Raw genomic sequence first — 24,639 nt, 5'->3', positions numbered from 1 at the left:
TGACTGTACAATTCTATTATTACAAAATTTAGTAAATTTAAGTATTTAAAATTATTTCACGAACTGTTCACAAAATAAATAGGCAAAAAGGATTATATTGTTTGTCAGCTATTTGACTGTTACAATTAGAAGTTGAAAAGGAGATAAGTGCATGAATACTATTTTAACTACATTGAACGCAAAATATATCCACACAAATTTAGCCTTGCGTTATTTAAAAGGTGCTGCTTTACCAGAATTTAATCCCATAATTGCAGAATACACAATTAAAGACCCTGCTTTTAACATTGTATCAGATTTGTTTCAAAAAAAACCTGATATCGTGGGATTTAGTTGCTATATTTGGAATATTGAAGAAACTATCCACGTAATTAAAATGTTAAAAACAGTGTGCCCGAATGTTAAAATTTTGCTAGGTGGGCCCGAGGTTTCTTATGATTCCCATCATTGGTTACGTCGTATAGAAGAAGTTGATTTCATTGTGATGGGGGAAGGAGAAACTTCATTTAAACAATTACTACGCCATTTAAATGGAGAAATTGCTTTGGAAGATGTACCAGGCATTTGTTATTTAGAAGATGGCAAAGTACGAATTCACGCACAAGCACCAAAAATAGATTTACGTGAATTACCGAGTCCGTTCCGTTTTGAAGAGGATCTTCCACATCTTAGCAAGCGTATCCAATACATCGAAACAAGTCGTGGCTGTCCATTTAGCTGCCAATTTTGTTTATCTTCTATTGAAGTAGGTGTGCGCTACTTTAACCGTGAAAAAATAAAAGAAGATATTCGATTCCTAATGAATAACGGTGCACGAACTATTAAATTTGTTGACCGTACCTTTAATATTAGCCGTAGCTATGCAATGGAAATGTTCCAATTTTTAATTGATGAACATCAGCCAGGCGTTGTATTCCAGTTTGAGATTACCGCCGATATCATGCGACCTGAAGTTATCCAATTTTTAAATGATAACGCACCTGTAGGCTTGTTCCGCTTTGAAATTGGTGTACAGTCGACAAATGATTTAACGAATACGCTCGTACAACGACGCCAAAACTTTGAAAAGCTAAAGCGCACGGTGACGATGGTCAAAGAAGGCGGAAAAATAGATCAGCATTTAGATTTAATCGCTGGTCTACCGGAAGAGGATTATACAAGCTTCCGCCAAACTTTTAATGATGTCTTTGCGATGCGCCCTGAGGAGTTACAGCTTGGTTTCTTGAAATTATTACGCGGTACTGGACTTCGTTTAGAGGCTGAAAAGTTTGGCTACACATATGTGGATTTATCACCATATGAAATTTTCTCAAATAATGTTTTAACCTTCGATGATATTGTTCGTATTAAGCATGCAGAGGATGTGCTAGAGAAATATTGGAACGCTCACCGCATGGATCATACGATTGAATACTTAGTGACAACAGTCTTTGAAACGCCATTTGATTTCTTCCAAAATTTTGGGACGTATTGGGAAACTAAGGGATGGTCACGGATTGGACATCAACTTGAGGATCTATTCCAACGTTTACTTGAGTTTTTAGACACTGTGGACAATGCTGATTTGCAAATTATTCAAAGCTTAATGCAACTTGATTATTTAAAAGCACAACAATTTCAGCCACGAAAATTGTGGTGGAAAGAACGGCCTTCTGAGGAACAACAAAAAGCTATTTATAATGCTTTACGTGAAAATCCTGAAATCGCCGGCGAAGAATTTGCTAACTTCAAACTATCTGAGAAAGAATTATTCAAACATACACTTGTTATCCCGCACCACTTAGATTACCATAATTTTACAAAAGGCAAAATAATACAAAAACATGGATACTTATTAACCTACTTCCGTCATGGTCAGGCTCCATACTTTGCAACAATCCATTCACTTTAATTTGAGAAACGCTATTCCCATAATAAATAAAGGGAATAGCGTTTTTTTATATGTTATTCATATATTATTCATAAACTTTACAATTCTTTAAAGCAAGCATAGCTAAATATTGTTTCCGAAATTAAACCTTATCATCCTAAAAATTCCTTTGTAGAGGTTCTTACTATACTAAAAAAGCTTAGTGCAAAATCCTTAACGCGATAAGGTGTATACATTGTAAATAATACCCATTAAAAGAAACCACAATCGGGAATTATGCTGTAAAATTTTTTAAATTTTTAGAAAATTATTTATCAAAATTGATCATCGGGGGATTGCACCATTGTTTCTGCTACTGATTTTTAAATATAGAGCTGCCACTTTTAAGTAAAAAATGAACCACAAAATGCATTTTGACCGATTAAATACAGTGAGTTACCCCCCCACTGAATTTTAATCTACTTCCTAAAAGAAATAGAAAAATCAATGCAAATATTTACTGAATAATGACTCTTATTTTAGCGAGGGATTCTTATGTATTTTTTGCGTATTTCATTAATGAAATCAATTTATTATTTTTTTGTTTAATAGCTTTCGTTAAGTTTACTATAGAGGGGCAATTCAAGAATACACCCCCCACAAAATTCTTTTTACCAATGATTTAGGCTTTTACCCAATAATGACTCTTTCCTTAGGATAGTGGTAACTTGATTTTTTTGCTCTTCCGCCACCACCGAGTGTATAAAGGAAAGATATTAAACCGACTCGGCCAATAAACATTAAAATAATAATAATAAATTTACCGATTACCGATAAATCTGAAGTGATTCCTAAGGACATCCCACATGTTCCAAACGCTGAGGTAATTTCAAAGATAATTTGAATAAGTGTCGCATGTGGTTCCGTAATCAGTAAAACAATTGTGGCAGTTAACACCATAAAGCATGCCAATAAAATAACGACAAATGAGCGAAAAACATCGATTAGATGGATTTCACGGCCAAATACTTGAATATCCTCTCTTCCTCGTGCAAACGTGATTAAGAATAAAATCGCAATGGCAAAAGTCGTCGTTCGGATGCCTCCCCCAACTGAACTTGGAGACGAACCAATAAACATTAAAAAGCTCATAAAAATATCCGTAGCTTCACTAAAAGATGTAACATCATACGTTGTCAGTCCTGCTGAACGAGTCGAAACAGAATGATACATTGCTGAAAAAATAGCCTCATGCCAAGGCATCCCCTTAAAGGAATGGAATGACTCCAGCAATAAAATAACTAGCGCTCCCACAACAAATAAAATCGCATATGTCGATGTTGTAATTTTTGTAAATAGGCTAAATCGGAAATTTGGGTGTCGATTGAGTAAAAATGTTTTCACTTCAATTAACACTGGGAATCCTATTGCTCCACAAACAATCAGCACCATCGTTACCAATTGCACAAAATAGTCATTATGAAATGGCTGTAAACTCATCCCCGTAATATCAAAGCCACCATTCGTAGTAGCTGAAATCGAGGCAAAGACACCGTGAATAAGTGCTTCCTCAAACGTATCGAAATAATTCATAAAATGAGCCGTTAAGATAATAGCTCCTACTAATTCAATACCAATTAAGATTTTCAAAATTTCCCGAATAAGCTGGACAACACCTGATAAATTGTACTGATTATGATCGATCATAATCAATTGACGCTCACGCATCCCAATTTTTTTCCCTACAAGCAACCAAACAAAGGTACCGAGTGACATAATTCCAATTGCACCTAGTTGCAAAATCACAAGAACCATGACAAGGCCAAATGTTGTGTAGGTTGCTGAAATATTAAATGTCGTCAAACCTGTCACACTAACAGCACTCACTGCCGTAAATAAGCTATCTAGTAGTGAAACATCCACACCAGCTTTATGTACGCCAGGAAGTCTTAATAACAGGAAGGAAATCGCTATTGCTATAAAATAATAAGAAACAAGTACCTGAAACGGTGTCACGAGTTTATTCGATGATTTTTTCCACGGCACCTCACCACCCCTTCCACCTCTTGATGACAAACTTGATATTAGTATAGAAAAAATAGTCATAAAAAGAAAGGGCTGTCCTAAAAGTAAAAATAGTATGCTAAGAATACACATAGCATGCTGCTATTTTTAGCCAGAGACTCTGTGGGCTCGTGGATTGCCGATAGAAAGCGAGCAGCACCCCTTAGAGTTTGGCGATTTTTGGGACAGCCTCATAACATTATTTAGTTACCTTTTTTATTTCGTACCCCTATTAAGTATCCACCTAATGCTATTGCTATTAAAACAATCCAGAAGGTTAATTCCCATGCTGTTGAATGTGGGAAATCGGCCGGTAAAACACCCACATTTTTATGCGCTAATGTTAAAACAACAAGCTTCACACCTACCCAACCAACAATTAAAAATGCGGCTGTTTCAAGTGAAGGATAATCATTTAATACTTTCACAAACCATTGTGCTGCAAATCGCATCATAATAACCCCAATAAAGCCTCCAAGTAACATGACAATAAATTGTCCGCCATTAATGCCCCCTATATCAAAATTACCCAAATGTGGCAATGTCACAGCTATCGCCACTGCAGCTAGCATAGAATCAATGGCAAAAGCTATATCTGCTGCTTCTACTTTAATAACAGTCATCCAAAAACCAGAACCCTTTTTTTTAGGTTTCCCCTCATCTTCTTCTTCAGGCTCGTCTTTGTGTTTTTTCAAGTCATAAATATTTTTGGCAGACATGAATAGTAAATAGGCTGCTCCTACTGCTTGGATTTGCCAGTAATTTACCAACACTGTAATAACAAACAGGGCAGAGAATCGGAATATTAATGCCCCAAATAATCCGTAAAATAATGCTTTCTTTTGTTGTTCATGTGGTAAGTGTTTTACCATTACAGCCATTACAACCGCGTTGTCTGCTGCTAATAATCCTTCTAATACTACTAGTACAATGAGTACCCAGCCATATTGTAATAATATTGCTTCCATTAAATGTGCCTCCTTTAAGCTTTGTATACCCTAATAACTCACAATTACTATAGATTGCAAAAGAAAAGGAAGCTCCTAATAAGCCAAATGCGATAAATGTTAGCTGTACCAATCGGGCTTTTACGGTCAGTCAATCGTCCCCTAGCTAACTAGGTTTTTCTTGTTCAGCTTGAGGGGTACCTCTCCCGACCGTTACTATGCAGAGTATATTTTGATGCCCATGATAACTAGGCCATTTTAGTACATCACTATGTCCGCCGCACAGAAGGAGGTGTCTCAAATGACTTTGAGACACCTCCCTTGCTAAGCAATTTATACCTGTTACTTCGCTTTTAGTGCATAAATCTCCACTATTTGTGGGTTTTATATCTTCACTTCAGTCATGTGCTCTCACACCCGATGGTTTTCACCTTCTGTTGACGAATGTGAATCTAGATACATCACTCGCATCTGCTCGCTACTTCTCTTTGACAAATGTCAAAAGGTTTTCTTCTGTCGTGTTTATTATAGCACTATCATTTATTGCTGACAAAAATATCTAGCATCATTTAATCTGTATTTGAAAGCTTTCATCTTCTTTATGGGCTAAATAAAAATCAACCATCTTTGGCATAGTCTGTATAAAGTCAGGGCATGTTATACCGCCCTTTTGTAAAATAGTAACGGCTTCTGTTGTATCAAATAGAGCATTCCATGTTAAATAATCTAAAGTTTCTTGCTCAACGCCTAACTTTTTGCGAACATATGGTACTCGCAACGATTTTTTTGCAAGAAACAGGGGTATCGTCCCTTTGGATAGTGATTCGTCACTAGTTTTACCATTGTACGATACACTTCCTGTACAGGATGAGGATTAGGGTCTGTCAAATGCAAGGTTTTCCCTTCAGCGCTTTTTTCATCCATTATAAATATAGAGGCTTTTAAAATATAATCCACTGGTACGACATTTATCGATGAATTAGAATTTCCGATATACGGAATGAACGGTAAACATTTTAACTTATCTACCATATTTAAAAAGAAATACGGGCCATCAAATTTAATCGTTTCGCCTGTTTCAGAATGTCCTCGTACAATGCCAGGGCGAATAATTGTTATGGGAATTTCCGATTTTAAATCTTCCACACGATGTTCAGCCTCAAATTTTGTTTCCTCATAATAGTTTTTAAAAGCACGCGGTCGAATTAGCTCATTCTCACGTAAAACCCCTTCTCGTGACCCCGCTACATATGCCGTACTAAAATACATATAGCGTTTTAAATTGGGTAGTATCCGCACAAAATCATTGACCATCGCAGTTCCATGAACATTTACCTTCCAGGCTATATCACGTGGTACTGCTAAATCGTATATAGCCGCTAAATGCCACATCACGTCAATTTGTGGTAAAATCTCCTGCATTATTTGATTTTCAAGCCCAATGTTTGGGAGCGTAATATCCCCTTCTATCAGCCGAATCGAGCAATTTGGAAAGTCTGCCAGTATATCATTTTTTTCTAGATCAGCCTTTGGTAATTCTCCTGTTAAGACTATAGCGATGACTTTTTGTGTTTTATTTTTTCGAAATAACTCACGAATTAACTGACTTGAGATGAACCCTGGAAAGCCTGTAAAAAAATGAACACTCATCTCCCATTCCCCCTTGTCTCTACTGCATTTTTCTTGTTTCTTTATCGATCAAGCTATAAACAATCGGCACAATGTATAAAGTCAGCAAAGTGGATGTCACAAGTCCCCCAATGACAGCGATGCCCATCGGTTGATTCATCTCTGCTCCTTCACCAATGCCAAATGCAAGCGGTAGTAACCCTAGAATAGTTGTAAGTGCAGTCATTAATATTGGGCGAAGGCGATCTTGGGTGGCAAGTAAAATCGCCTCATAGGGAGCCAATCCTCTGTCCTTTTGCTGATTGATATAATCGACTAGTACAATCCCATTATTCACGACAATGCCGACAAGTACTAAGATACCTATCACAGATGTCACACCGATTAATGTGTTCGTAGCAAACATCGCAATCGTCACACCAATAATCATCAATGGCACCGTGAACATTATGACGAATGGATATTTAAAGGATTCAAACTGCGCAGCCATGACAATATAAACTAGCACTACTGCAAGTGCAACCGCTAAAAGCATATCATCGATGGCACTATCATAAAGCTCTCGATCCCCACTAAAGACAATTTGAGTTTCAGAAGGTAATTTAGCTTTCTCCAAAGCTGCATCAACCTTATTTGATATGCTGCCAAGTGACTCCTTCGTTTCATAGTCAACAAAAAATGCTACTGCAGCCGCTTGATCGGAACGTCGAATGGATATCGGTCCTTCCTGCACTGACACTGATGCAATATCCTCTAGTTTGACAAAAAGTCCTGCAGGTGAACGAAGTTGCATCGCCTTTAATGAGTCGACACTGTCATTAAAAGCCTGTCCAAAGCTTGTAAAGATTGATAATACTGCTCCATCCTCAGCAATCATTTGCGAGGTAAATTGACCTTTTGTCATTTGATTAACGGTTTGTGCAATTTGTGCCGGTAAGAAGCCATAGTCCTTTGCCTTTTCACGATCGACTTCAATTTGAATTTCTTGTACCGTATTATCCAAATCAGTCATAACATTTGTAACTGGCTCAATTTTCAAGAGCTCCTTCTGTACTTTTTCAACCGCTTCATGAAGACGCTGCTCATTTGAATCCGTTAAACGGAACGTTAATGTATTCGGCGATGAGCCGGAAGTCGTTGATACATTGAAGGTGATATCAGCTTGCGTTCCAAGCTCTGTTTTTAAATCTTTCTCAACCTCTTCAACAAATTCAAAAATTGAGCGTTGTCGATTTGCCAGTGGCACCAGTTTCACATACATTTCTGCTTGGTTGGCACTTGTCTGTCCTCGAGATTGCGATTGTTGGGTACCACCAATTAGGCTGACATATACATCAACATCTTGCTCTTCTTTCAAGCGATTCTCGATTTTAGCAACAACCTTTTCTGTTTCTGATACTGCGGCTCCTTTTTCAAGATTCACGTTCACAGATACAAACCCTTCATCTGTTGCTGGTAAAAACTCGGTACCGATTTTCATTAAACCAAATAATGATAAGGCAAAAAGAAAAATAGTCGTCATTAGTACAAGTATTCGATGCTGCAATACCCATATAACGGATGCCTTGTAACGCTTATAAAATGAAGATTCTTGACGAAGCTCATTAATATTTTTGATTTTCTTGGTTAAAAAACGGCTTGCCAGCATCGGTACGACCGTTAATGCGACCGTCAATGAGGCAATTAGGCTAAAGGAAATTGTAAGTGCAAATTCCGTAAAAATTTGTCCAATTAAGCCTTCAATAAACATAACAGGAATGAAGACAGCTATTGTAGTCAATGTAGATGCAGTGATTGCTAACGCCACTTCCTTCGTCCCTTGCTTAGCCGCTTCTATTGGCTCTTTGCCAAGGCCTAAATGGCGTTCAATATTTTCAATCACGACGATGGCATTATCAACTAGCATCCCAATACCGAGTGCTAATGCTCCTAACGTCATAATATTAAGTGAGAAATTGGCAAAAAACATTAAAACAAATGTAACGATAACCGAATACGGAATAGCAATCCCAATAATAATTGGGCTTTTCACACCACGTAAAAAGACAAACAAAACAAGCATTGCAAATAGGCCACCAACTAGCAGTGAAGTGCTTATATTACGAATTGCTGCATCCACATAATTACCTTGATCTACTAACACATCGGCTACTACATCATTATATTTTTCTTGCGCGAGAAGGTCTTCTAATGCCTGTTGAAAGGCTCTTGACACTTCAGCAGTATTGGCGCCTGATTCTTGTAGAACGGACATTAATACTGCTGGATGATCATTAGCGCGTGTTTCTGTGATAGATTTTTGTTCTGTACGTTCAACCGTCGCTACATCTCCTACTGTTAAGGACTGTCCGTCTATGGGATTTACCGAAACGATTAAATCAGCAATAGTTTCCGGTGATGTTAATGTACTAATAATTCGTGTCGTCAGCATCTTTCCATCTGCAGTCGATACCGGTTCACCTGGAAGTGAAATATTATTCATTTGAATAATTTGAATAATATCTGCCTGCGTTAAACCTCTTTCCTTCAGTTTCGCTTCATCTAATGTTACTTGTACTTCTTCTACCAGCTTACCTGACACATTTACACTGGCAACCCCTTCTGTACGACGAAGCTCTTTTTCCAAAGCATCCGCCAAAACGCGCACGTCCACATTGTCATTTTCAGCACGTAAAGAAAGCTGGATTATTGGAAATTGCGACGGATCAAATTTTAGAAAGCTTGGTTTCTCTGCATCATTTGGTAGTGGTGTCATATCAATACGTTGCAAAATATCTAGCTGAACATCCTCTATATTTGTTGACCAATTAAACTCTAGTACAATTAAATTTGTCCCTTCCTGTGAGGTAGACTGAATTTTTTTTATACCTGGTAAAGTAGCCAATGTTGTTTCTAGTGGCTTAGTTATTTTTTCATTTACCTCTGTTGGGCTTGCGCCCGGATAGGTTGTGACAACGACACCAATGGGTGGATTTAGCTCAGGTATAAGCGTGATTGGTATTTTTAGTAATGATACGCCTCCTAAAATAATAACGAGCAACATCGTAACGATGGTGAAAACTGGCCTTTTAATCGAAAAATCACTAATGTTCATGTTGTATAAACTCCTTTTTCTTCTCTTCCTTATTACTATTGCCGAAAAGGAGAATTTTTTATAAAGTGAAATTAAAATCGGCGGAGACATTGTAAATAGTTAGGAACGTTAAGTACGTCCCACATGCCACTGTTGTGAAGCGAAGAGTTAATGTATGTATTCTATAGTAAGCACTTATAGGTAATGGAATCTTCATGTATCTTGTAAGTTGAAGATTGGCACCCGATAGGTTTTCCTAATACTGTATATATTCAACACATATCCCCTTTTTTCCTTGTAAAAAAACACGAATCGCTTAAATGTCGATTCGTGTTGTTATTTTACAATAGACTATACAATTTAATGTGCTCGTTTTTATCAGCGAACCAACGCATAGCAAATTCATTTTCAAATAAGAATACATAATTGTCAAAGCGATCTTTTACAAGCATAGAACGTCCTGAAGACATTGACTCTTTGACCTCGTCCTCGTTTTCAATCCAGCGTGCAATTTTTGAACCAATCGGCTCCATTTTTACTTCAACATTATATTCGTTTTTCATGCGGTGCTCGAATACCTCAAATTGTAATTGACCGACTGCACCAAGAATAACTTCTTCTGTATGCAACGTTTTATAGTATTGAATCGCACCTTCTTGCACTAATTGTAGAATCCCCTTATGGAATTGCTTCGATTTCATGACGTTTTTCGCCGTCACACGGACAAATAGCTCTGGTGTAAACTGTGGTAATTTTTCAAATTGGAATGTTTTCTTGCCGCCTACGACTGTGTCACCAATTTGATACGTACCTGTATCATACAAACCAATGATATCTCCAGCCACTGCTTCGTCAACTGTTTCACGGTCGTCCGCTAGGAATTGTGTAGATTGTGTTACTTTGAAAGATTTACCTGTACGGGATAAGGTCATATTCATACCACGTTCAAACTTCCCTGATACAATACGTACGAAGGCAATACGGTCACGGTGTGCAGGATTCATATTGGCTTGAATTTTGAAAATGAAGCCCGAGAATTCCCCATACTCCACTGGATCTATAAATTGCTCATCCTCAGTGATACGTGGTTGTGGTGTTGGTGCAAATTGTAAATAGGTCTCTAGGAATGTTTGTACCCCGAAGTTCGTCAAGGCTGAACCGAAGAAAACAGGTGTTAATTCTCCACGTCGAATTTTTTCTTCTGAATATTCATTACCCGCTTCATTAAGTAACATGATATCGTCCATTGCTTGAGAGTAATAGGAAGTGACTTTCATCGGGTGATCCACAGCTAGAGCGCCTTCCTCATCGATTGGCAGGAATCGGTCTCCCTCTTCTGTACGGAACTGCTCGATACGCTTATTATAACGGTCATAAATACCAAGGAACTCTTTCCCCATACCAATAGGCCAATTCATAGGGTAAGCATGAATGCCAAGTACCTCTTCTAGCTCTTCAATCAGCTCAAGTGGCTCTTTACCTTGACGGTCCAATTTATTGATAAAGGTAAAAATAGGGATACCGCGCATTTTACAAACTTTGAATAGTTTTAATGTTTGGGCCTCAATCCCTTTTGCTGCATCGACAACCATGACAGCACTGTCCACTGCCATTAATGTACGATACGTATCCTCTGAGAAATCTTGGTGCCCTGGTGTGTCCAAGATATTCACTCGTGAGCCACTATAATCGAATTGCATAACTGAAGATGTTACCGAAATCCCACGTTGCTTCTCGATTTCCATCCAGTCAGATGTTGCAAATTTCCCTGACTTTTTCCCTTTTACCGTCCCTGCGTCACGAATCGCACCACCAAATAGTAAAAGTTTTTCTGTAATCGTCGTTTTCCCTGCATCCGGGTGACTTATGATAGCGAACGTTCGTCTTGATAATATATCTTTTTCTAAATTTGAAGTCATCTCGTCATTCTCCTTTTTTCATACCTACTAATAATAAAAGAAGACTTGCCTTTCGTACAACCTTTTTACATGAATTCTCCAAAAAGAAAACCTCTTAGTCACTAACTAAAAGGTTTCGAAAAAAATTCAAAGGCGTTAACAAAAAATAATTGGCGTCCTCTGCTCACTGCATCTGAACGAAATAGCATTAGACAAATTTCAAACGTCCTGCCTCTACAGCAATTTCAGCATCGCTATGTGGAAATTTTGTATTTTTAATAATTTGATAATCTTCATGCCCTTTTCCAGCAAAAATAATTATATCACCAGGTTCAGCTACAGCAATTGCATGACGGACTGCTTCAGCACGATCACCAATACATGCATAATTCTTATGTAGCATTCCTTTTGCAAGATCCCCAGTAATGCTATCGTAATCTTCATAGCGAGGGTCATCAGTCGTTAAAATCACATAATCTGCTGCTGATGCTTTCTCCGCCATCGCTGGACGTTTTGACTTATCTCGATTACCTCCTGTGCCAACTAAGAAAATCAACTTGCCTTTTTTATAAGGCTCAGCCGCTGCAATCGCTTTTTCAATAGCGTCAGGAGTATGAGCGTAATCAACAAAAATTTGTACGGGTAAATCTGAACAAACTTTCTCCATTCGTCCTTTAACTGGTGGTAGTTGTTCAATTTGCTCAATAATTGTTTCCATAGAGTAGCCACGACCATAAAATGCAACCATCGCTGCAAGTACATTGTATATATTAAACTCACCAAGCAATTGCATTTTGACAGGGAATGTGCCTTCAGGCATTACCACGTCAAAAGAGGTCATGTAGTCATGATACTCACAGTTAATGGCATGAAAATCGGCCGTTTCATTTTTTAGACCATATGTCCATACTGGGAAAGGTGTCATCGCTGCATAGCGCTCAGACCAAGAATCATCAGCATTTAACACCACATATTTATTCTTTTCTAAATCTTGTCCAAGTTGAGAAAATAATAAGCCCTTTGCATGGCCGTATTCCTCCATCGTACCATGGAAATCAAGATGATCATGTGTAAGATTCGTAAAGATAGCTACATCATAATCGACACCGGCTAAACGTCCAAGTGCTAAACCATGCGAAGAAACTTCCATCGTCATTAAACGACAGCCCTCCATTTTTGCACGGAAAATCATTTGTTGCGTCGATAATGCATCGCTCGTCGTATTTGCAGATTCATATAAAATACCATTTAAATTAAAACCAATTGTTCCAGATAGTGCAGACTTCTCGCCCATACCATGCATGATATTTTGAATTATTCCCGTCACTGATGTTTTACCATTTGTCCCTGTCACACCAATCATTGTGATATCTTTCGAGGGATAATCAAAAAACTTAGCCGCTAGTAAGCCAACTGCCCGTTCCGTGTCTTTTACAATAACTTGTGCAATGGAATTCGCTAACGGTAATTGACGTTCCGTTAACACAATCGTTGCGCCACCTTCTACAGCCTTCTCAGCATAGTCATGACCGTCTACTGTGTAACCTTTTATGCAAACAAACATACTATTGGGTTGCACACTACGCGAATCAATTACAATATCACTGACTTGGTCTGGTAGCTCACCAATAATTTTTTTCAAAGGTAATGCACTTAACAATTCCTCTGCATACATTTCATAGTCCTCCAATCAATCTCAACACTCATTTCATCATCTGTTGTTTTTTCGACATAAAATGACAAAATGAATACCCCCACATTCTAATAAATTTATTTTACTACTTATTCACCTATAAATGAAATGCTTCACGATACGTTTTTTCAATGAAAACGCTACCATTTTGATAATATATTGAATTTAGCCTTAGTTATCATAAATCGCCATTTATCGACAACGCCAAATCGTGTATGTTGGTACATATTGTTATACAACAAAAATTTATAAATATCATCAAAAACGTCATTGAAATGTATATTCTAACGGAGAATTTATTATTTATGCAGAAAAATTGAAGAAACCTTTCAGTAGCTCTACTATCAAATAATGGTATTGGTTGTCATTTAAGTGGAATAAGACATATTTAGCAATCTTTTTATTCTACTAACGGAAAATTAGCAAAAGTCTTGTAAATACTGATTACAAATAAGATTACCCAGGATCACGGCAAACTATTGCCATTGAAGTGAGATACAATGTGGCAAAAATAAAATGACTCCTATAGAAACTTAACAATGGAGGCGTCGCAAGCATAGTGCAAAGACACCTCCATTCATATTATTTCATAATGGTACGGACAAGTTTCACCTTTTGTTTATAAGGTGGGAACAGAACATTCGTTTCGAGCTTCGATGATTTCTTCAAGATGGATTTTGGATGTGTAAAGTTTTCAAAGCTTGCCTTACCATGATAGGCTTTTACTCCTGAAGGACCAACGCCGCCAAACGGCAAATGTAGATTTCCGACATGTGTTATTGTATCGTTTATACAGCCGCCTCCAAACGGTAGCTCTTCTAAAAAATATTGAGTGGCTTTTTCATGTTCCGAGAAAAAATATGCAGCTAATGGCTTTGGTAATTGCCGAATTTGATGGATAGCAAGTCGCAAATCATCATATACCATAACTGGTAAAATCGGTCCAAATAGTTCATCTTGCATCGAAGGGCTTGACCATTTTACCTGTTCAATAATCGTAGGCTCAATATATAAATCATCGCGATCTGATCGACCGCCGTATGTTATCACATCACGCTCTTCCACTAAAATTTGGTGCAGGCGATCAAATTGTCTCATACTCACAATGCGACCGTAATCAGGACTTTTCAAAGCATTTTTTCCATAATAAGAACGAATTGTATCTTTTAATAATTTTATAAATTTTTCATAGACATCCTTATGAACAAGCACATAATCTGGAGCTACACAAGTTTGACCCGTATTTGTAAATTTACCCCATGCTATTCTTTTTGCAGCTACTTCTAAATTAGCTGTTTGATCCACTATCGCTGGGCTCTTTCCACCAAGCTCAAGTGCAATTGGCGTTAAACGTTCAGCTGCTGCTCTTGCTACTACTTTCCCAACTGCTACGCTTCCGGTAAAAAAGATATAATCAAAGGAGGCATGAATAAGTGCTGTTACTTCTTCCTTTTCACCTTCCACAACACGAATATAAGAGGAATCAAATGTTTCCTCGATTATTTTTTTTATCATTACTGCTGTATGCACCGATGTTTCAGATGGTTTTACGATGGCCGTATTCCCGCCAATGATCGCGCCAATTAATGGCTCCATCACGAGTTGAAATGGATAATTAAAAGGTCCAATAATTAATGTAACACCATATGGTTCTCGAACAATGAAACTTTTCCCCATCTGATACTGAATTGGGGTTTTTACAGCTTCCGGCTTCATCCATTCTTCCACATGCTTCACCATATATGAAATGCTATCGAGAACAATACCAACCTCTGTTGCATATGCCTCAAACTCACTTTTTCGTAAATCTAAATACAAAGCATTCAATACATCTTTTTCATATTTTAAAATGGTTTTCTTTAATTTCATTAATTGATCTTTTCGAAACTTTGCTTCTTTTGTCGCGCGTGAGAAGTAAAATGTGCGTTGCTCTGCAATCATATTTTCAACATCTTGTGTTGTAAAATTCATAAAAAACACCCCTTTTTTTTATAATGGCATACATAGTTTTGTCTTTTTGAAACAAACTATCATTGTCTATACGATACAACATCGAAGAGCAAAATTCCTCTTTTGGCAAAGGGTGATGTTGGTGTAAAAATTTAAAAATGAAGTTGTGTAAGGTATGTTTTACTTTTTTTGATCTCGGGAAATATACAATTACATATGATGAATTGAAACGGGGGCGTAGATAATGTCAACAACAACAGGAACATGGTGGGAATCAATTTTTTCAGGACCATTAGCGCATGGTATTTGTGAGGAGAAAATCTCGTTATTACAAGATGAAGCTTTCTTATACCTTTCTACAACAACGTTGGACAAGGAAACCTTACTGGATGAACCTGAAACAAATTAATAGTAAGCGCATCATGGATAATTTTTCCTATGATGCGCTGCTTTTTTATTTCACAGACATGATCCAACATAGATACATGTTTATGGATATGTTAGACACACTTTTGCTAATTAACGGTAGCAATCTGCTGTAACTTGTGCAATTCTACTTCTAGACGTTTAATAGCGTCTTCCTCAATTGCAAAGCCTCCGTCTTCTAGTCGAATAATTTGTCTGTCAACAATGTAGACAGAATGTGCAATATCTGTAGCTCCTAATACGGCTAAAACCGGCTTAAGGGCGTATTCCAAAGCAAGCAAATGTCCAATTGACCCACCAACTGCTATGGGTAAAATCGTTTTACCTTCCAACGCTTTTTGAGGCAATAAATCTAAATAAGTTTTTAGAATACCCGTGTAAGAGGCTTTATATATCGGCGTTAAAATCACGACAATATCTGCTTCCTCTACTTGTTTATTTTCCGCTTTAATCGCCTCACTAGCAAAATTGGCCTTAATTAAATCTGCTGTCGGTAATTCATGCACATAATTGGCATGTATCGCTACTCTTTGTGCCTTGAAAAAATGCTCTACCTTTTCATGTATCGCTGTAACACGTGAATCTCTTGTATTGCTACCATTAATAATGACTACTTTTGTCACTTTAGCCACTCCCTTTGTATTTAAGTTTGTTGTTTTCCTTGTCTTCCCCAATGCCAAAAATATTTACTTGATTGTAGATGGTATTGTCTTTAAAAGTCATCTTTACATGCTTTGTAATGATTTTTCATACTGCTGTAATGTTGCATATTGCTCTATTAGTTCCCTCGAAAAATCATCCACAATACTGAATTTTGGTCTCTGCGGCATAGAATCTCCCAACACGACAATAGAAGTCACCGATTTGACAAGCTTCAGCTGGGCAAAGCTCAAAACCATCTGATGTATCTACACGAACAGCATATAAAAATTTGCCTCCAACAAATTCACAACGAGTAATGTAGGGCTCAGGCGCCTTTATATATTGCTGTACTAGCGTGATACCATCTACGGGCGATTCAAACGTAGAACTATGCGCATAAGCTTCTAGTGCTTCTACTGAATGAAACAACTGTACCCCAAGCCCTTTACCTGCACGATTATGCTTTGTAATGAACGATGTTGTACCAATCTTTTCAGCCGCTGCTACGAGCTGATTTTTACCGACGGTTGCAACCGTTTTCGGCGTTTGAATCCCTGCAACTTCAAGCGCTGTATATAGATGAATTTTACGCTAAAATTCGCTCAGCGACTTGCTGTGGTGTACCAACTAAATTTGGCCGTAAGCCCCTGTTGGATACTGAGTAATCCTGTAAAGTAATTTCCTGTTCCAGTTTTGATTTACTTGTAAAATCGCCAAAGCCTACATAGCCTCCCGTATTTTGTACATTGGTAATTCGTGCTAGCTCAGCCTGTGCTTCTTTCTCTGTATCACGAACAATATGCCGCCATTCCAAATGTTTCAAATGATGCTTTCCCAGCAGACTCTCGGCGTGTTATCATATCTTTTATTTTTTCAGCTACCTCACCGACTGTACCACCATGCATTACATAGGCATCACATTGATTTAATAATTGCCTGCTTGCCGCGTTCACTTTCGCCTCCTGCATACAGTTTTGGAAATGGTTTTGGCGCTAAATGTGCATTTTCTAGGTTGTAATAATTACCGTTATAACTAAATGATTGTTCTGTCCATAAACCCTTTAAAATAGTACAAACTCCTCTGTGCGATGATAACGTTCACCACCTGTAAAAAAACCACCGTATTGCTTCGCCTCTTGTTCCCACCAAGCTGACACAATATTTAATGTAAAACGACCTCTGGCGATGTGATCGATATTTGCAGCCATTTTTGCTGTTACAGCTGGATTATGATAACCAGGTCGAACTGCCGCTAATATCTCTACCTTTTCAGTAATTGCTGCCAGTGCTGCAGCTGTTGACCATGCTTCAAGTGCATCTGCATCAATACCTTTAATATCATTGAGGTATAACTCTGCAATTAAAGTTACATCAAAACCAAGCTTTTCACCTGTTTGTATTACTTGTTTTGCATCATCAAATGTTGCCGAGCATATGTTCATTTTTTACATTGCGTAACCATCCGCCAAAAATCGGTAGTCAAAATCCTAGCTTCATTGTTTTTCTTTCCTCCTTTACCTAAAAAAGAGGCATCTATTTTATACATAGAGGGAAATTCCCTGTATAAAATAGATGCCTCTAGATGACTAGTCAGCTTGTTTCGTTACGCTAAAACCAAGTAATCTTATAAATTTAATTTATCACAATACCCTACAAAGTCAATAGGTATTCATGATGTTTTAAAGGATGTAAGATAAATTATCATTTCATAAACTAAAAAAGAGGCCGCCACCAAAGTCATTCACAGCTGACTTTTTGAACAACCTCTTGTTTTTATTGATGAATTGCCTTTCTAAATACAGCTTTCGCTGCATCACCGATATGCTCAGATACCGTTGGATGTGGGAAGATCATTTCAGCTAAGCTTCGCGCTGAACCACCTGCATGCTTCGTAGCTAAAATGGCATTCAGCATTTCTGTTGCTCCATCTGCAACTACACATGCACCAAGAATTTGCCCATTTTCTTGTGTTGCAATTAGCTTTACAAAACCTTCGTTATTGCCTTCCATCAATGCTTTCGGATTTGTCTGAATCGGCATTTTTGTTACCGTGTATTCTCCTTCAACTTGCTGTTCTAGCAAACCAAATGTGGCGATTTCAGGATGTGTATAAACACAACGTGGGATTAATGCTTGGTCAATCAATGCAGGTCTGTTTCCTAAAATATGCTCAATAACATGAATGCCTTCCGCACTCGCAGCATGTGCTAGCTGATAACCACCCACTAAATCTCCAATTGCGTAAATATGCCGCTGACTCGTCTCAAGATGCTCATTTACAGCAATTAATCGCCCATCAAATTCAAGTGCTAACTGCTGGGCGATATCTGTATTTGGACGACGCCCTGTGGCAAATAATAAATTTTCGTATGTATAGATTCCTTTAGACGTGTGAATTTCATTGCCTTCAACATGCTCAAATTGAAAATCTGTCACAAGCTTAATACCAAGCTTTTTCATCTTTTCACGAATAATCGGTCGTGCATCCGATTCTTCCGTTTGTAAAATATCTGCGCTATGATTCAGCATTGTTACTTGCGTTCCGAGTGGTGCCAAGCTAAATGCCATTTCTACTGCGATTACACCTCCACCGATAATGGTTAATTGCTTAGGTAACTCTTTCATATCAAAAAAGGTATCTGTCGTATAATATGTTGAGGAATCTAAGCCTTCCAACGGTGGTACAAAAGGTTTACTGCCTGTTGCTAAAATAACATCATGAGCTGCAAACGTCTCTGCTCCAACCGTTACCGTTAAATCCTTCGCAACAGTTGCCTCGCCGCGATAAAATGTAATATCATTACTCGCAATGAAACGCTCTATATTCGCTAGTAGTTCACCAATGATAATATCTTTGCGTTGCATTAAACGCGCAAAATTCACATTCACCGTAGTTGTTTCAATACCCCAATCATTGCCGCGCTTTATTTCTTGCACTAGCTTACTATGCTCTAATAAAATTTTGGACGGAATACAGCCAACATTATAGCAAGCCCCTCCCACTTTACCACGTTCAACTAAAGCGACCTTCATGCCACTTTTTGCTGCATGGATGGCTGCTACATATCCCCCTGGACCTGCGCCAATAATTGCTATATCAAACTTTTCCACTAAATTCACCTCATCTCTCACCTTAACATTTCCAAAATTTCAATGCAATGGGATGCCATTTGTATGACTACCTCTTTTAGATTGTCTAAAGCAAACACTACATTGATTAGTCTCCAAAATGGCATTATCTTTGCATTCCATGCAGATTTTGTAAGAACCTAGCGACCACTAACAAGGTTACAATCCAGTAGCACAAGAAAAGTCTCTCATCACCTTTGAAAAAGACGAATAAGAGACTTCTCCTTTCTGGTTTATCGATTAAAATTAATCCAAAAAACCTCTTTACTTCCGTTCTGCTTTAACATAATTATCTTTACAGAGTAGCCACCAGCTTCGTAATTTGTTACATTCTCTTCTGTTGACATGACCCTTGTATTGTTACTCGCTTTTACAAGATAACTCCCAAAATTACGCTGTAGTTGGCGTTCACCCTTCACCATTTTGTAGAGCTCAAATCGAGTTTCTTGTGCCTGAAGTGTACTATTCTTCATATCACTCTTCAACCATGCTTTCAGTGCTACTTTGTCGGCTGTTACTTGTGCTTCGACTTGAATATCGCGATTTTTATAATGTTGCTCCGCCTGTTTCTGATATTTTTCTAAAATCCTTTTTAAGTCTTGTGCACTTACACGATTACTAGAATCAATTCTTTTAATATGGACGGTTCCATCACCGAACATATTAAAACCACCCTGTGTTGAATAGTCGATTTGATAACCAGCAGCCTTAATTGCTTGCTCAGCCACTCGATCATATACACCATATGGGTAGGCAAAGGATGTAGGGGCCTTCCCTGTATGTTTCTCTATTAATTGATGCGCTTTTGTCACGTCCTCAAGGATGTAACGTCGACGTTCATCATTTGTTAGCGACTTGCCCTCTTTCGTTTGATTTAGAATCATAGCCTCGTGCTTTGGCGCATCATTTTTGCCACGCCAATGTAAATCATATGTATGATTACCTATTTGAATAATCGATGAGTCGGACATTTCCTTTATTTGTTGCCAGTTCAACATGGGTACGCCTTTTCTTAAGCCCGTTTCCACATCATTCACAATCACGAATAATGTTGCTTGCATGCCCATCTCCTTTAAAATAGGGTAAGCTATCGTATATACACTTTCATAGCCATCATCAATCGTTAAAAATACTGATTTTTCAGGAATGCGACCATGCCCCTGTAAATAAGCAATTAGTTGCGCTTCAGTAATGGTCGTATAGCCACTGTCCTTTAGCATTTGTAACTGCTCACGAAATAAATTTGCTGTAATATTAATGTTGGCAATTTCTTTGTAATCGCCAAACGAATGATAGTTAATGACCGTAACACCCTTAGCATTACTATATTCATAAAAATTTGTCGATTTGGCTGCGAGAGCCTGATCAGATATGGCTACAAAAAAGAAGAGCGCTGCCATATAAAAAAATACTTTCCTAACGCATTGCATAATATTGGTCCCTTTCTCAAAATATAGTCCATATAAGTATATACGAAATGGGTAGAGACTCATAGGGAAGATTTACTATCCTATTAAATTGTAGTCATTATAAAAGGGACTGTTCAGTGTCGAATAGTCCCTTTTATATTATCTCTGATACCTTATAACATCATCCACATCAAATAATAGGACCAGACATTATATCACTGCTAGAAACATTATTTTCGTCGTAACTTTTTTTAAAATGAAGCATTTAACGTCATAAAGAGCTAATAGATATTTCTCTGCCAAAAACGTTGCTGTGCAATAGCTTCTACAAATTTTTTAGCAAAATTGGTGTTGCCTGTCGCCATTACTATGCCTGGTCCTACATTCGCATTAGACATATTAAAAAATGTCATACCTGACGCGGCAATACCAATCGGTTTATAATGTCGATATGCTTCATTTATATAATTTACAATATGTGTATTAAATTTCGCCTGATTGTCAGCTCGAACGCCTACAACATATAACGAGTCAAATAACACTGCATCCGTTGTGATGAATGTTTCACTTGCCATTAACTGAACGCCATTACTGCCTGTAACTACACCAAGTTTGTCAGAAATTATGCTATATCGAACACCCTGCCTAGTTAAAAATTTCAGTACCTCTCCCACTTCATTAGCATCAAATCCATCACCAATTAGTACACCCACTTTTAGTGTTTGCGGTAATTTTATTGTATTTTCCTGGCTAAGTGCAGGGGATGAGGCTGTGACCTTTGATTGTTCACCAGTTGGTCGATTAACACCAATATTCTCAGCTACAGTGGTCGCCATCACTTTATCCACATGGACGAACATATCAACTACCTGTTGCCGAACAGATTTACTTTTCACTTTCCCTACCTCAAAGCTAAAGGCATCGATAATATGTTGTTTTTCAGGTGGTGACATACTATTCCAGAAGAGTCTTGCTTGTGAGAAATGGTCATCAAATGATTTACTTCTTGCTCGCGTAATACGTCCCTCGACCTTTTCTTCGTAATGGACAAAACCGCCCTCTTTTTCGGTAGATGTTGAGGGAGTATTACTTGCCAGTGAATTTTTATGATAGCTCACTTTCCCTAAGTTAATGGTTTGTCGGCTAAAGCCGTTGCGCTGATTGTTATGAATTGGGCAAATAGGTCTGTTTATCGGAATTTCAGCAAAATTTGGACCACCTAGACGAATAAGCTGTGTATCTATATAAGAAAATAATCGTCCCTGTAAAAGTGGATCGTTCGTAAAGTCAATGCCCGGCACAACATTTCCGGGGTGAAAAGCGACTTGTTCTGTCTCTGCAAAAACATTGTCCACGTTGCGATTCAATGTCATTTTTCCAATTTTTTTAACAGGCACCAACTCTTCTGGCCAAAGCTTCGTGGCATCTAAAATATCAAAATCAAACTTGAATTCGTCTTCTTTGTTAATCATTTGTACTCCAAGCTCATATTCTGGATAATCACCAATTTCAATGGATTCCCATAAATCACGTCGTTGAAAATCAGCATCTTTACCCCCAATGATTTGCGCCTCATCCCAAACAAGTGAATGTACACCTAATACAGGCTTCCAATGAAATTTAACAAATCGGGACCTTCCCTTGTCATTCACAAAGCGAAACGTATGAACGCCAAAGCCTTCCATCATACGAAAACTTCTAGGAATCGTTCGATCAGACATATGCCACATAATCATATGAGCTATTTCTTGATTATTTGCAACAAAATCCCAGAATGTATCATGAGCGGAGGCTGCTTGTGGCATTTCATTGTGTGGCTCGGGTTTGACCGCATGAATTAAATCAGGAAACTTAATGGCATCCTGTATAAAAAATACAGGTATATTATTGCCGACTAAATCGTAATTGCCTTCTTCAGTGTAAAATTTCGTTGCAAATCCTCGAACATCTCTAGCGGTATCCATTGAACCTAAGCTTCCGACTACCGTAGAGAACCTTACAAATACCGGTGTTTTCTTACTTGTGTCTTGCAAAAAATTGGCCCTCGTAAACTCTTTCATGGACTCATATAGTTCAAATTCTCCATGTGCTGCAAAGCCTCTTGCATGCACAACTCGTTCTGGTATCCGCTCATGATCGAAATGTGTCATTTTCTCTCTAAAGTGAAAGTCCTCCATGATGGTTGGACCACGCACACCAGCCTTTAATGAATCCTCATCATTTGAAACTTTAATACCTTGATTGGTGTTCATCTTTTTTCCATCATTATTGATACGAAACTGTTCTAGTTGCTTATCCTTTGCATTGCCATCTGCATCTTTGCGCTGATCTGACCAAGATTTATCCACGCAATCCCCTTTCGTACCAGTACTAATTACGCTCTATACACACTATATGTTTCGCTAGAACAAACATGCTTGAATTTTTTCTCCCGCTGTTCCTGCAAGAGTATCGCGCCGTTCACTCCAATCAACTTGTATAGCTTCCTGACCTATGCTGCTCCTAACTTGCCAAAAATACTTGAGCCTCTTTATATTCATGGCAGCAACAGGAAACACGCCTGTATGGACTTTTTAAAGCCTTACAGTTGACCTTAAAGATTGTTGCTTGTACCTGAGCGATTGATGCTTGTACCCGAGTTTTCGCTACAGAGTAAAGCTTTCTACAGAAATAGCATGAGTTAAAGAAGCCGCAGGAACGTAGCGTCGAGGAGACTGAAGCCATGCCCGCGAAAAGCATCCGCCACAGTGAAAATCAACGAGTTCATTATAGATACTTCTATATTTAAAAGAAAAAGACTGTCAACAAACTCAATCTCTAAGTTTGTTGACAGTCTGAAACCTTGCTGCTACTCTATTCAGCTTTCTTTAAGATCTGTGTCATTTTCTCAAGCTGTCTTACTGTTGGCGTTAAATTTGCGAAAAAGTATGCCTCTCGAAGTTTACGAGAAGGGGTACTGCCAGCAATATAGCCAGCCGAGCCATTATGAAGCATATTCGCTTGCACCGCTGCCAATGTATCATAAACCGCTTGTAACCGAATTTGGCAAATAGCTTGTAAATTTACCTCACCCGATTGTATGAGATTTTTCAAGGTCGTTTGCAGATGCTTTAATTTTCCTGTCAATTCCTCGGCCTGTATCTGCAAATATTCATTGCAACCATTTTGTTTGGCTTTGACCTTTTCAATGCCTTCAACCGAAGATGCAACTACACCAAAGCCAAGGGGAATTTGATACAGGACAAATGTCGGGCGAATGATATCGACAAAGGAGCTCGCTTCATGGGTAACGACATAGTCATCCGCAACAAACACATTGTCAAACTTACATGTATAGGTAGCACTGCCATTGACGCCTAAAAAGTGTATTTTTTCTTTTAACGTAATATCTGCATTGTCAGTACTGACGAACACCATTACTTCCTGCTCGCCATTAAGTGCAATGGCTCCGAACCAGTGATTTTCCCCTAAGTTGGACACTGCTGGTAGCACGCCATTTATGACATAGCCACCCTCTACACGCTCTGCTGATAGATGTATCTTCTCCAAGCCAGCATAGTATTTCATCGGATTTGATAATCCCGTCGCACCAAGTACATCACCACTTTCGAGTAGTGTCAAAATATTAGCACGTAATTGTTCATTATCCGTTTTACGTATATAAGTTAATGCGGCAAGGTGGCACCATAAACAAAATGCAGTTGTCATACAAACTTTCGCCGTCTCTTGTACAATAGTTAGCTCATCTAGTAGCGTTGTCTGCTCATCCTTTTGTGTTGAAGCAAAAAATCCAGCCTTACCTAGCGCGTATAAAAAATCCTCCGCATAATAAGCTTCCTCATCAATCTTTTTTACCAACGGTTTTAATTTTTCATCTATTAAAGCTTGTAAAACTTCTGCATCTACTGCCATGGTTACCACTCCAATCCT

Annotated in this window: 14 protein-coding genes and 2 pseudogenes; 2 read left to right on the top strand and 14 right to left on the bottom strand. The window is 38.2% G+C overall.

From position 1 onward, the window contains the following. Positions 1-151 precede the first annotated feature (151 nt). Positions 152-1,891: a B12-binding domain-containing radical SAM protein gene (locus C9J31_RS04335; RefSeq protein WP_107923264.1), complete on the top strand. Its 1,740-nt coding sequence runs from the start codon at positions 152-154 to the stop codon at positions 1,889-1,891. A gap of 648 nt (positions 1,892-2,539) precedes the next feature. Here C9J31_RS04335 and C9J31_RS04330 read toward each other — a convergent pair. The 7 genes and pseudogenes from C9J31_RS04330 to C9J31_RS04300 form a co-directional block, all read right to left on the bottom strand. After that, the gene (locus C9J31_RS04330; protein WP_107923265.1) at positions 2,540-3,895 is read right to left on the bottom strand and encodes a TrkH family potassium uptake protein; all 1,356 of its coding nucleotides are present in this window, start codon (positions 3,893-3,895) and stop codon (positions 2,540-2,542) included. A gap of 221 nt (positions 3,896-4,116) precedes the next feature. Beyond that, the gene (locus tag C9J31_RS04325) at positions 4,117-4,881 is read right to left on the bottom strand and encodes a TerC family protein (RefSeq protein ID WP_107947237.1); all 765 of its coding nucleotides are present in this window, start codon (positions 4,879-4,881) and stop codon (positions 4,117-4,119) included. Between the two features lie 544 nt (positions 4,882-5,425). After that, positions 5,426-6,510: pseudogene (locus C9J31_RS04320) on the bottom strand (SDR family oxidoreductase). Positions 6,511-6,529: 19 nt separating this feature from the next. Further along, the gene (locus C9J31_RS04315; RefSeq protein WP_107947239.1) at positions 6,530-9,583 is read right to left on the bottom strand and encodes an efflux RND transporter permease subunit; all 3,054 of its coding nucleotides are present in this window, start codon (positions 9,581-9,583) and stop codon (positions 6,530-6,532) included. 320 nt (positions 9,584-9,903) lie between these two features. Continuing rightward, positions 9,904-11,481: a peptide chain release factor 3 gene (locus tag C9J31_RS04310; protein ID WP_107923269.1), complete on the bottom strand. Its 1,578-nt coding sequence runs from the start codon at positions 11,479-11,481 to the stop codon at positions 9,904-9,906. A 187-nt stretch (positions 11,482-11,668) separates the two neighbouring features. Then, a complete protein-coding gene (locus tag C9J31_RS04305) occupies positions 11,669-13,135 on the bottom strand; it encodes a UDP-N-acetylmuramoyl-L-alanyl-D-glutamate--2,6-diaminopimelate ligase (protein ID WP_107947241.1) in 1,467 nt (488 codons plus the stop codon). 600 nt (positions 13,136-13,735) lie between these two features. Then, complete coding sequence (locus tag C9J31_RS04300; RefSeq protein ID WP_107947243.1) at positions 13,736-15,124, bottom strand: aldehyde dehydrogenase; 1,389 nt, start codon at positions 15,122-15,124, stop codon at positions 13,736-13,738. A gap of 223 nt (positions 15,125-15,347) precedes the next feature. Between C9J31_RS04300 and C9J31_RS04295 the strand changes: the two genes are divergently transcribed. After that, a complete protein-coding gene (locus C9J31_RS04295) occupies positions 15,348-15,512 on the top strand; it encodes a hypothetical protein (protein WP_167395907.1) in 165 nt (54 codons plus the stop codon). A gap of 106 nt (positions 15,513-15,618) precedes the next feature. Here C9J31_RS04295 and ssuE read toward each other — a convergent pair whose 3' ends face one another. The 7 genes and pseudogenes from ssuE to C9J31_RS04260 form a co-directional block, all read right to left on the bottom strand. Then, a complete protein-coding gene (gene ssuE, locus C9J31_RS04290) occupies positions 15,619-16,152 on the bottom strand; it encodes an NADPH-dependent FMN reductase (protein ID WP_107947245.1) in 534 nt (177 codons plus the stop codon). 172 nt (positions 16,153-16,324) lie between these two features. Beyond that, positions 16,325-16,723 (bottom strand): ATP-grasp domain-containing protein, encoded by a 399-nt coding sequence (locus C9J31_RS04285; RefSeq protein ID WP_342345590.1) that lies wholly within the window; start codon positions 16,721-16,723, stop codon positions 16,325-16,327. A 37-nt stretch (positions 16,724-16,760) separates the two neighbouring features. Further along, positions 16,761-17,605, bottom strand: a pseudogene (locus C9J31_RS04280) (LLM class flavin-dependent oxidoreductase); the annotation flags it as partial. Between the two features lie 339 nt (positions 17,606-17,944). Next, the gene (lpdA, locus tag C9J31_RS04275; protein WP_107947598.1) at positions 17,945-19,282 is read right to left on the bottom strand and encodes a dihydrolipoyl dehydrogenase; all 1,338 of its coding nucleotides are present in this window, start codon (positions 19,280-19,282) and stop codon (positions 17,945-17,947) included. A gap of 251 nt (positions 19,283-19,533) precedes the next feature. Continuing rightward, the gene (locus C9J31_RS04270; protein WP_193766960.1) at positions 19,534-20,730 is read right to left on the bottom strand and encodes a polysaccharide deacetylase family protein; all 1,197 of its coding nucleotides are present in this window, start codon (positions 20,728-20,730) and stop codon (positions 19,534-19,536) included. A 260-nt stretch (positions 20,731-20,990) separates the two neighbouring features. Then, a complete protein-coding gene (locus C9J31_RS04265) occupies positions 20,991-23,057 on the bottom strand; it encodes a catalase (RefSeq protein ID WP_107947249.1) in 2,067 nt (688 codons plus the stop codon). A gap of 505 nt (positions 23,058-23,562) precedes the next feature. After that, positions 23,563-24,621, bottom strand: coding sequence for an acyl-CoA dehydrogenase family protein (locus C9J31_RS04260; protein WP_107947251.1), 1,059 nt, complete (start codon positions 24,619-24,621; stop codon positions 23,563-23,565). Positions 24,622-24,639: the final 18 nt, after the last annotated feature.

Source organism: Lysinibacillus parviboronicapiens, assembly GCF_003049605.2.
In the GTDB taxonomy this organism is placed as follows: Bacteria; Bacillota; Bacilli; order Bacillales_A; family Planococcaceae; genus Lysinibacillus; species Lysinibacillus parviboronicapiens.
The sequence above is the reverse complement of the archived record's forward strand: the minus strand, read 5'-3'. Positions and strand labels throughout refer to the sequence as shown.